This is a genomic window from Streptococcus infantis (assembly GCF_000963255.1).
Classification (GTDB): Bacteria; Bacillota; Bacilli; order Lactobacillales; family Streptococcaceae; genus Streptococcus; species Streptococcus nidrosiense.
Genome location: NZ_JYOV01000014.1, coordinates 42,025 through 53,455, shown reverse-complemented (window position 1 = coordinate 53,455; position 11,431 = coordinate 42,025). Strand labels below are relative to the sequence as shown.

Annotated in this window: 10 protein-coding genes; all 10 read left to right on the top strand. The window is 38.5% G+C overall.

Annotated elements, in window-relative coordinates; genetic code table 11:
- Window positions 1-7 precede the first annotated feature (7 nt).
- The 10 genes from secG (at window position 8) to ftsW (ending at window position 11,417) form a co-directional block, all read left to right on the top strand.
- Window positions 8-241 carry a preprotein translocase subunit SecG gene (gene secG, locus TZ96_RS05980; RefSeq protein ID WP_000282514.1) on the top strand — a complete coding sequence of 78 codons (234 nt, stop codon included), beginning with the start codon at window positions 8-10 and terminating at the stop codon, window positions 239-241.
- A gap of 98 nt (window positions 242-339) precedes the next feature.
- On the top strand, window positions 340-2,682 hold the full coding sequence (rnr, locus tag TZ96_RS05975; protein WP_045763307.1) for a ribonuclease R: 2,343 nt from the start codon (window positions 340-342) through the stop codon (window positions 2,680-2,682).
- A complete protein-coding gene (gene smpB / locus TZ96_RS05970; RefSeq protein ID WP_001051741.1) occupies window positions 2,645-3,112 on the top strand; it encodes an SsrA-binding protein SmpB in 468 nt (155 codons plus the stop codon). The genes rnr and smpB overlap by 38 nt, the downstream gene beginning before the upstream one ends.
- Window positions 3,113-3,126: 14 nt before the next feature.
- Complete coding sequence (tehB, locus tag TZ96_RS05965; protein WP_045763306.1) at window positions 3,127-3,987, top strand: SAM-dependent methyltransferase TehB; 861 nt, start codon at window positions 3,127-3,129, stop codon at window positions 3,985-3,987.
- 198 nt (window positions 3,988-4,185) lie between these two features.
- On the top strand, window positions 4,186-5,334 hold the full coding sequence (locus TZ96_RS05960) for a DUF1887 family protein (protein WP_045763305.1): 1,149 nt from the start codon (window positions 4,186-4,188) through the stop codon (window positions 5,332-5,334).
- 87 nt (window positions 5,335-5,421) lie between these two features.
- A complete protein-coding gene (locus TZ96_RS05955; protein ID WP_045763304.1) occupies window positions 5,422-6,378 on the top strand; it encodes a competence protein CoiA in 957 nt (318 codons plus the stop codon).
- 18 nt (window positions 6,379-6,396) lie between these two features.
- Window positions 6,397-8,199 (top strand): oligoendopeptidase F, encoded by a 1,803-nt coding sequence (gene pepF, locus TZ96_RS05950; protein ID WP_045763303.1) that lies wholly within the window; start codon window positions 6,397-6,399, stop codon window positions 8,197-8,199.
- A 5-nt stretch (window positions 8,200-8,204) separates the two neighbouring features.
- Window positions 8,205-8,918, top strand: a complete 714-nt coding sequence (locus TZ96_RS05945; RefSeq protein WP_075230470.1) for an O-methyltransferase — start codon at window positions 8,205-8,207, stop codon at window positions 8,916-8,918.
- Window positions 8,919-8,991: 73 nt separating this feature from the next.
- Window positions 8,992-9,933 (top strand): peptidylprolyl isomerase PrsA, encoded by a 942-nt coding sequence (gene prsA, locus TZ96_RS05940; protein ID WP_045763302.1) that lies wholly within the window; start codon window positions 8,992-8,994, stop codon window positions 9,931-9,933.
- 272 nt (window positions 9,934-10,205) lie between these two features.
- Window positions 10,206-11,417 (top strand): cell division peptidoglycan polymerase FtsW, encoded by a 1,212-nt coding sequence (ftsW, locus tag TZ96_RS05935; RefSeq protein WP_045763301.1) that lies wholly within the window; start codon window positions 10,206-10,208, stop codon window positions 11,415-11,417.
- The last annotated feature ends 14 nt before the right edge of the window (window positions 11,418-11,431 follow it).

Genomic DNA, 11,431 nt, shown 5'->3' with positions numbered 1-11,431 from the left:
GTTTGATATGTATAACCTATTATTAACCATTCTATTAGTATTATCTGTTGTGATTGTGATTGCAATTTTTATGCAACCAACTAAAAACCAATCTAGCAATGTATTTGATGCCAGTGCAGGTGATTTGTTTGAACGAAGCAAAGCGCGCGGTTTTGAAGCTGTGATGCAACGTTTGACAGGAATTTTAGTCTTTTTCTGGCTAGCCATTGCCTTAGCATTGACGGTATTATCAAGTAGATAAGAAAATAATGGGCGGGACTAGGTCTTTGCCTATTTTTATTTTTAAAAGAAATAAGGTTTTACACCAAAAAGAAAATATTATAAATCTAGAAAGTAAACATGAAAGATAAAATAAAAGAATATTTACAAGAGAAGGGGAGTGTCACAGTTAATGACTTGGCCAGTGCTCTCGGGAAGGATGGTTCAAAGGACTTCCGTGAGTTAATCAAAACTCTTTCCTTGATGGAACGTAAGCATCAGATTCGCTTTGAAGAAGATGGTAGTTTAACCCTAGAACAGAAGAAAAAACATGAGATTACCCTAAAAGGAATTTTCCATGCCCATAAAAATGGGTTCGGTTTTGTAAGTCTTGAAGGCGAAGAAGACGATCTTTTTGTTGGAAAAAGTGATGTTAACTATGCCATTGATGGTGATACTGTTGAAGTTGTCATCAAGAAAGTTGCTGACCGTAACAAAGGAACCGCAGCAGAAGCAAAGATTATCGATATTTTAGAACACAGTCTCACGACAGTTGTCGGGCAAATTATTCTTGATGAAGAGAAACCAAAGTATGCGGGTTATATTCGTTCTAAAAATCAAAAGATTAGTCAACCGATTTATGTAAAAAAGCCATCTCTCAAGCTAGAAGGGACAGAAGTTCTCAAGGTTTTTATTGACAAGTACCCAAGTAAGAAACACGACTTCTTTGTGGCGAGTGTCCTAGATGTGGTTGGACATTCAACAGATGCAGGAATTGACGTTCTTGAAGTCCTAGAGTCTATGGATATTGTCTCAGAGTTTCCAGAGGTAGTTCTCAACGAAGCTGAAAGTGTACCTGATGCTCCATCAGAGAAGGATATAGAAGGACGTCTGGACCTGAGAGATGAAATTACATTTACCATAGATGGAGCAGATGCTAAGGACTTGGACGACGCAGTTCACATCAAGCCTTTGAAGAATGGAAATTTTGAACTTGGAGTTCATATCGCTGATGTCTCTTACTATGTGACAGAGGGGTCTGCTCTTGATAAAGAAGCCCTCAATCGTGCGACCTCTGTCTATGTGACAGACCGTGTAGTTCCAATGCTACCAGAACGCCTTTCAAATGGTATTTGTTCCCTCAATCCTCAAGTAGATCGTTTGACCCAATCAGCTATCATGGAAATTGATAAATATGGTCGGGTTCGTAATTACACCATTACGCAGACAGTTATCAAGACAAGTTTCCGTATGACTTATAGTGATGTGAATGATATCCTAGCAGGTGATGAGGAGAAGAGACAAGAGTATAAGAAAATTGTTCCTAGCATTGAACTCATGGCTAAGCTCCATGAAATTCTTGAAGGTATGCGGATTAAGCGTGGAGCTCTCAATTTTGATACCAATGAAGCTAAAATCTTGGTTGACAAGCAAGGGAAACCAGTAGATATTGTTCTTCGTCATCGCGGTACTGCAGAACGTATGATTGAGTCCTTTATGTTGATGGCAAACGAAACAGTTGCAGAGCATTTTAGCAAGCTTGATTTACCTTTCATCTATCGTATCCATGAGGAACCTAAAGCTGAAAAAGTTCAGAAGTTTATTGATTACGCCTCTAGTTTTGGCTTGCGAATCTATGGGACTGCCAGTGAAATTAGTCAAGAAGCCCTCCAAGACATCATGCGTGCTGTTGAGGGAGAACCTTACGCGGATGTTCTCTCTATGATGCTTCTGCGTTCTATGCAACAGGCTCGTTATTCTGAGCATAACCATGGGCACTATGGTCTGGCAGCGGACTATTACACTCACTTTACTAGTCCAATCCGCCGTTATCCGGACCTCTTGGTTCACCGTATGATTCGTGACTATGGACGTTCTAAAGAAGTTGCAGAGCATTTTGAACAGGTCATTCCAGAGATTGCGACTCAATCATCCAATCGTGAGCGCCGGGCTATCGAAGCTGAGCGTGAAGTTGAAGCTATGAAAAAAGCTGAGTATATGGAGGTATTTGTGGGCGAAGAGTATGATGCTGTTGTTTCCAGTATTGTTAAATTCGGTCTTTTTGTTGAATTGCCAAATACAGTTGAGGGCTTGATTCACATTACTAATTTACCTGAGTTCTATCATTTTAACGAACGTGATTTGACTCTTCGTGGGGAGAAATCAGGGACAACCTTCCGTGTGGGACAACAGATACGCATTCGTGTCGAAAGTGCCGATAAGATGACTGGTGAGATTGATTTCTCCTTTATTCCAAGTGAATTTGATGTGATTGAGAAGGGGTTGAAACAGTCTGGCCGTAAGGATAGAGGTCGTCGTTCGGATAAGAAAGAAGACAAGAGAAAAACTAGCCGCTCAAATGATAAGCGTAAGCATTCTTCGAAGGACAAGAAGAAAAAAAGCAAGAAACCTTTTTACAAAGAAGTAGCAAAGAAAGGAGCTAAGCATGGCAAAGGGCGAGGGAAAGGTCGTCGCGCAAAATAAAAAAGCGCACCACGACTATACTATCGTAGATACGCTAGAAGCAGGAATGGTTCTAACTGGTACAGAAATCAAGAGTGTTCGAGCAGCCCGCATCAATCTGAAAGATGGGTTTGCTCAGGTTAAGAATGGGGAAGTTTGGCTGAGCAATGTCCATATCGCTCCTTATGAGGAAGGCAACATCTGGAATCAGGAACCAGAACGTCGTCGTAAACTTCTCCTTCATAAAAAGCAAATCCAGAAGTTAGAGCAGGAAACAAAAGGAACAGGGATGACTCTGGTTCCACTTAAAGTCTACATCAAAGATGGCTACGCCAAGCTACTCTTAGGACTTGCAAAAGGGAAACACGACTATGACAAACGGGAGTCTATCAAACGTCGTGAGCAAGATCGTGATATTGCGCGTGTTATGAAAGCTGTCAACCATCGATAGAAAGAGTGAAGAATATGGAAAAACTAGTTGCCTATAAACGCATGCCTGTCTGGAATAAAGACACCATGCCTGAAGCTGTTCAAAGAAAACACAATACCAAGGTCGGAACCTGGGGCAAGATTACCGTATTAAAAGGGGCTCTTAAGTTTATTGAATTGACTGAGGAGGGGGAAGTTATAGCTGAGCACCTCTTTGAAGCAGGTGCTGATAATCCTATGGCGCAACCCCAGGCTTGGCACAGAGTCGAAGCTGCCACAGATGATGTAGAATGGTATCTGGAATTTTATTGTAAACCAGAGGATTATTTCCCAAAGAAATACAATACCAATCCAGTTCATTCGGAGGTTTTAGAAGCTATGCAGACGGTCAAGCCATGTAAGGTACTGGACCTAGGATGTGGTCAAGGAAGAAACGCCCTCTTTCTCGCTCAACATGGATTCGATGTCACAGCAGTGGACCAAAATGAGCTATCCCTTGAAATTTTGCAAAGTATCGTAGAGCAAGAAGATTTAGAAATGCCTGTAGGTCTCTACGATATTAATTCAGCTAGCATTGGACAAACTTACGATTTTATCGTATCAACGGTTGTGCTCATGTTTTTACAAGCAGAACGTATTCCTGCTATTATCCAAAACATGCAGGAACAAACCTCTATCGGTGGTTACAATCTTATCGTTTGTGCCATGGACACGGAGGATTATCCTTGCTCAGTGAACTTCCCATTCACCTTTAAAGAAGGGGAATTGGCCAATTACTACCAGGACTGGGAATTGATCAAGTACAATGAAAATCCAGGTCATTTACATCGTCGTGACGAAAATGGCAATCGTATCCAACTACGCTTTGCAACAATGTTGGCTAAAAAAGTAAAATAAAAATCTTAAAACGAATAGCTATCCATTTCTATTCGTTTTTTTATATAAAGACTTGAGGGCCAATCAACTGAATTATGCTATACTAGATGTGTAGAAAATGCTAAAGACAATCTCTTAACCCATATTTCTATGAAGTTTATTCTAAGTAATTTTAAATTTTCCATACAACTAGCAAATTTTTAATAGGGAGGTGGCGACATGCCTAGTCTTTTAGTCGAACTTTTTGATCATCACACTATCGAGAAAAATGTTTATCAGACTTTTATTTGTGATTGTGATGAGGTTTTATTTCTCTCCCTGAAAAAAATTACAGAAGATGAAAGATTGGCCTTGAAACATTTTTTGTTGGATCAAGTTTCCCATGTAAAGCAAGTGCATTTTAGGCAAATAAGTCTAGATAAGATTACGGATGATTTGAATCTTTTCTTGACTAACTATGATTCAGTGACCTTAGATGTTTTTGGAGGAGATTCGATATTAGCTATTTTCCTGTATCAATATGGTTTGGAAAAGCAATTACCGATTATTGCAATAGATATTGAGCAAGGAAAACAATTTAAATGGAAAATGGGTAAAGTGGAGAAGGAAGAGTTAGTGATTCCTAATCTAACCATTGAACAGTTGATGGCCTTAAGGGGTGGTAAACTCATCAAATCGAAACAACCTAAATACAGTCCGAAACAAATTACTGCCATTAAAAAACTAGCAAACTATGCAATTTTAAACCCAGAAGAATGGTATCAAATCACTCAATTCTTTGCATTAGCAAAAACAGCTGATTTTCACGCTGAAACAGCAAAAGTTTTGGAAAGTAACGGGAAAAGGTACCCTTATCCAGAATCTATGATTCCACTACTAACAGAAGCAAACTTGATTCATATTGATGAGAAAAGTTCCGAACATATTAGTTACACTTTTTCCAGCCCCGAGGCACAATTACTCTGTCGCACTAAAGGTCATATTTTAGAATTATATCTCTATCTTTTAGCGATAGAATCAGAGTATTTTGATGAATGTATGATAGGGGCAGAAATTGACTGGAATGGTATTTTCCCTGAAGTTGATAATGTACAAAATGAAATTGATGTTGTCCTCCGTAAAGGTCATTCCATTATTTTTATATCTTGTAAAATGACAGACTTGTCTGTGGAAGCTATTAATGAACTAGAGGTATATGCTAATCATTTTGCTGGTGAAACTTGTTTGAAATTAATTGTTTGCTCTGGAAAAATCAATCCCGTATATAACCATCGTTGTCAAGAGTATGGTGTGTTGGTGATTAAACAAGATCAAATTTCAAATCTGATTCCCATGTTACAAAAACAGATCAAAAAGCATAAAATATGAACAGGATTATCCTCAAAATATAATGGAAAGGCTGAATTTCTCAGCCTTTTTCTTATCCATTTCGAATAAAGTAGAAAAGGAGGTTTTATGTTTTTAGCTAGAGATGAAAACGGGCGCCTAGTCAATGCCTTGGAGGATGAAGTAAAGAAGCAAGCTTATTATTGTCCGGCTTGTGGAACAAGTGTCCGCATGAGGAAAGGGAAAAATGTGAGAAGGCATTTTGCCCATGAAAGTCTCAAAAAATGTGATTTTTTCCATGAAAATGAAGGACCAGAGCATCTGGAAAACAAGAAAAGACTGTTTTATTGGGTGAAGAAGAATGATGAAGTTGAGATGGAATATCCCATACCTGAACTGAAGCAAATCTCAGATATCTTTATCAATAAGAAAATAGCTTTAGAAATTCAGTGTAGTCCCATTTCTTGTGAACTTTTAAGGGAGAGAAGCAATGGTTATCGAAGTCTCGGGATTCAAGTTTTGTGGTTACTTGGAGAAAAACTATGGATAAAAGAGCGACTAACTCAACTTCAGAGAGGTTTTCTTTATTTCAGTAATAATATGGGTTTTTATCTTTGGGAGTTAGACCATAAAAGACAAGTTTTGAGACTTAAGTACCTACTCCACCAAGATTTGAAAGGGAAACTCCATTATCAAGTCAAGGAATTTTCTTATGACAAAGGAAATCTTCTAGAAATATTACGGACTCCTTATCAGCAACAAGATCTTATCACTTTTTCGGTTGAACAAGATAAGAACATTTGTCGTTACATTCAAAAACAACTCTACTATCAAAATCCCTATTGGATGAAGCAACAAGCCAAGGCCTACTTGAGAGGGGAGAACCTTTTGAATCTGAAGAAACAGGACTGGTATCCTCAAGTAAGGCCGATAGAAAATGATTCTTTTTGTCAAATAAAACAGGATATTAGTGATTATTATCGCAACTTTCGAATTTATTATCAAAAAAATCCTCAAACAGAGTTACAAAAGCTCTATCCACCTGCCTTTTATCAGCAATATTTCTTAAAAAATATGGTAAAATAGAAAGGATGGAGGAAACTTATGGTATTACAACGAAATGAAATCAATGAAAAAGATACATGGGATCTATCAACGATCTTTGAAACTGACCAGAAATGGGAAGAAGAACTCGCCCTTTTAACGGAAGATACAAAACAAGCAGCTAGTCTTGAAGGACATCTCTTGGATAGTGCAGAAAGCCTTCTTGATATTACAGAGTGTTATCTGGACTTGAGTCGTCGTCTTGAAAAACTTTATGTCTATGCACATATGAAAAACGACCAAGACACACGAGTTGCTAAGTATCAAGAATACTATGCAAAAGCAATGACTCTTTATAGTCAACTTGATCAAGTCTTCTCTTTCTATGAGCCTGAATTTATGGCTATCACAGAAGACCAGTATCAAAACTTTTTAGCAGAAGAACCAAAACTCCAGCCTTATAAACACTTCTTTGATAAACTATTGCAAAATAAGGACCATGTCCTTTCACAACGTGAAGAAGAGTTGCTTGCAGGTGCTGGTGAAATCTTCGGTGCTGCTAGTGAAACCTTTGCTATTTTAGATAATGCAGATATCGTCTTTCCATTTGTTAAAGATGAAGATGGAAATGAAGTTCAATTGTCACACGGCGTTTATATGCGCTTGGTAGAATCTAAGAATCGTGAGGTTCGTCGTGGAGCTTATGAAGCTCTTTACTCTACCTATGAACAATACCAGCACACTTACGCTAAAACTTTGCAGACCAATGTTAAAGTTCAAAACTACCGTGCTAAAGTGCGCAATTATGAGAGTGCTCGTCAGGCTGCTCTTGCGGCTAACTTTGTACCAGAAAGTGTCTATGACAATCTAGTGTCAGCAGTTCGCAAACACTTGCCACTCTTGCATCGTTATTTGGCTCTTCGTTCAAAAATCCTTGGTATTCCTGACCTCAAGATGTACGATGTTTATACCCCATTGTCTTCAGTGGAATACAGCTTTACTTATGAGGAAGCCTTGAAGAAGGCAGAAGAAGCTTTGGCAGTTCTTGGTGAGGATTACATGAGCCGAGTTAAACGTGCCTTCAGCGAACGTTGGATTGATGTGTATGAAAATCAAGGCAAGCGTTCAGGTGCATACTCTGGTGGTTCTTATGATACCAATGCTTTTATGCTTCTTAACTGGCAAGATAACCTAGATAATCTCTTCACTCTCGTACATGAGACAGGTCACAGTATGCATTCAAGCTATACGCGTGAAACACAACCTTATGTATACGGAGATTACTCAATCTTCTTGGCAGAAATTGCTTCAACTACTAATGAAAACATCCTAACAGAAAAATTATTACAAGAAGTTCAAGATGATGCAACACGCTTTGCGATTCTCAACAACTTCTTGGATGGTTTCCGTGGAACAGTATTCCGCCAAACTCAATTTGCTGAATTTGAACATGCTATCCACCAAGCCGATCAAAATGGTGAAGTCTTGACAAGTGAGTTCCTCAACAATCTCTATGCTGACTTGAACCAAGAATATTATGGCTTGAGTAAGGAAGATAATCCTCAAATCCAGTACGAATGGGCTCGAATTCCTCATTTCTACTATAACTATTATGTATATCAGTATTCAACAGGCTTTGCAGCTGCTTCAGCCTTGGCTGAAAAGATTGTTCATGGTAGCCAAGATGATCGTGATCGCTATATCGACTACCTCAAAGCAGGGAAGTCAGACTATCCACTCAATATCATGCGTAAAGCTGGTGTTGATATGGAAAAAGAAGATTACCTCAACGATGCATTTGCAGTCTTTGAACGCCGTTTGGATGAGTTTGAAGCCCTTGTTGAAAAATTAGGATTGGCATAAGGCAGATGGTAAAGTCTTATAGTAAAAATGCCAATCATAACATGCGACGTCCTGTTGTCAAGCATGAGATTGTCGAGTTCATGCGCCACAGACAAAAGCAGGTGACGGGTTCCCTAAAAGAACTAGAAAACTTTGCTCGCAAGGAGAATATTCCTATTATTCCTCATGAAACCGTCGCTTATTTTCGTTTTCTTATGGAAACCATTCAACCAAAAAACATTTTGGAAATCGGGACGGCTATTGGCTTTTCTGCCCTTTTGATGGCAGAGCATTCACCTAAGTCAAAAATCACCACTATTGACCGAAATCCTGAGATGATTGGTTTTGCCAAAGAAAATTTTGCAAAATTTGATAGCCGCAAACAAATCACTCTCTTAGAAGGTGATGCGGTAGATGTCTTGTCAACGTTGACTGAGACCTATGATTTTGTATTTATGGATTCTGCCAAGTCCAAATACATCGTCTTTCTACCAGAAATCCTCAAACACCTCGAAGTAGGTGGAGTCGTTGTCTTGGATGATATTTTCCAAGGAGGAGATATTGCGAGGGATATTATGGAAGTCCGACGTGGACAACGGACGATTTATCGTGGCTTGCAAAGACTATTTGATGCAACCTTAGACAATCCTGGCTTAACCGCTAGCTTGGTTCCACTTGGAGATGGGATTCTCATGCTAAGAAAGAATCAAGCAGAAGTAGAACTGCCTGATATTGATTGATTTCAGATATTTTTAAGACAATTTGGTAAAATAGATAAGGTAAACCTTTATTTAGTATACAAAAGGAGTAAACATGAAGAAAAAACTAATGGCAGGAGCCATCACATTGTTGTCAGTAGCTACTTTGGCTGCTTGTTCAAACAGTTCTGAAGGAACTGACTTGATTAGCATGAAAGGCGATGTTATCACTGAGCATCAATTCTTTGAAGAAGTCAAAAATAATGCGACTGCTCAACAAGTCTTGCTGAATATGACCATTCAAAAAGTTTTTGAAAAACAATATGGTTCAGAAGTAAGTGATAAAGAAGTAGATGATGCAGTTGCAGAAGAACAAAAGAAATACGGTGATAGCTATCAAACGATTCTCGCCCGTTCAGGTATGACTGCAGAAAGCCGTAAAGCTCAAATTCGTACAAGTAAATTAGTTGAGTATGCTGTTAAGAAAGCCGCTGAAGCTGAATTAACAGATGAAAACTACAAAAAAGCTTTTGAAGAGTATACTCCAGAAGTAACGGCTCAAATTATTAAACTTGATAGTGAAGATAAGGCTAAGGAAGTTCTTGCCAAAGCAAAAGAATCTGGAGCTGACTTTGCACAACTTGCAAAAGACAATTCTACAGACGAAAAGACTAAAGAAAATGGTGGAGAAATCACCTTTGACTCTGCATCAACAGAATTACCAGACGTAGTTAAGAAAGCCGCTTTTGCGCTTGATGTCAACGGAATTTCAGATGTTATCACTGCTCCAGGAACTCAAGCTTATACAAGTAGTTTCTACATTGTTAAGTTGACGAAGAAATCAGAAAAATCTTCTAACTTGGATGATTATAAAGAAAAACTTAAAACAATCATTTTGACTCAAAAACAAAATGATGCAACCTTTGTTCAAGGTGTTATTAGTAAAGAATTGCAAGATGCCAACATTAAAGTTAAAGATCCGGCCTTCCAAAATATCTTTACACAATACATCAAAGGCGAAACAACTTCTGACAGCAGCAGTAGTGCCTCAAACTAAGATAGTAATGAACTACCTTCCTCTGTCTGGAAGGTAGTTTTTAACTTTATAAAATATCAAGATTATAGTTTTATAAGTCCTAGTAACTAAAAACAATCGATATGTCGGATAAGGGGATCACTCAAGACATTCTAGTCCAGAGTCTGTTTTGAGTAAAATTCGAATGTTTATACTGTAAGAGTTTTTTTCTAGGCTAAAAAATGGTATAATAGCATGTAAAACTAGAAATAATATGGGAAAATAAAAATATTTTTCCGAAAGATAGGTGACATATGAAAATAAGTAAGAGGCACCTGCTGAATTATTCCATTTTGATTCCTTATTTACTGTTATCCGTTTTAGGATTGATAGTAGTTTATTCGACAACGAGTGCAACTCTTATCCAAGAGGGAAAAAGCACCTTACAACTGGTTCGAAATCAAGGAATTTTCTGGATAGCCAGTTTGTTTTTAATTGCCTTGATTTATAAATTGAAATTAGGATTTCTACGAAATGAGCGATTACTCTTTATCGTCATGTTTGTTGAGCTGATACTGCTAGCACTAGCACGTTTAATTGGGATTCCTGTCAACGGTGCCTATGGCTGGATTAAGGTTGGTCCCATCACGATTCAACCAGCAGAGTATTTGAAAATTATTATTGTCTGGTATCTAGCACAGCGTTTTTCAAAACAACAGGATGAAATAGCTATATACGACTTCCAAGTTTTAACCCTTAATCAGTGGCTTCCTCGAGCATTCAATGATTGGCGTTTTGTTCTACTGGTTATGATTGGTAGTTTGGCGATTTTCCCAGACCTTGGGAATGCTACCATCTTGATTTTGGTATCCTTGCTCATGTATACCATTAGTGGGATAGCTTATCGGTGGTTCACAACTATTCTGGGCTTACTAGCTGGTGTCTCTATGATTTCCTTAACAGCCATTCGGATAATCGGTGTTGAGAAATTCTCTAAAATTCCCGTATTTGGTTATGTTGCCAAGCGGTTCAGTGCTTTTTTCAACCCATTTAATGACTTGGCTGGAGCTGGACACCAGTTGGCCAATTCCTACTATGCCATGGTTAATGGAGGATGGTTTGGTCTGGGATTAGGAAATTCTATTGAAAAACGAGGGTATCTGCCAGAAGCCCATACTGACTTTGTCTTTTCGATTGTCATTGAAGAGTTTGGATTTGTAGGAGCAAGTCTTATTCTCGCTCTCCTATTCTTCTTAATTCTACGAATCATTTTGGTAGGTATTCGAGCAAGGGATCCTTTCAACTCAATGGTAGCAATCGGTATTGGTGGTATGATTCTAATACAGGTTTTTGTTAACATTGGAGGTATTTCAGGCTTGATTCCTTCAACAGGGGTAACCTTCCCTTTCCTTTCGCAAGGGGGGAATAGCCTCTTGGTTCTTTCGGTAGCCATAGCATTTGTATTAAATATTGATGCCAGTGAGAAGCGTGCGCGACTTTTTAGTGAATACGAAGCACAGCTTTAAGACATAGATAACAA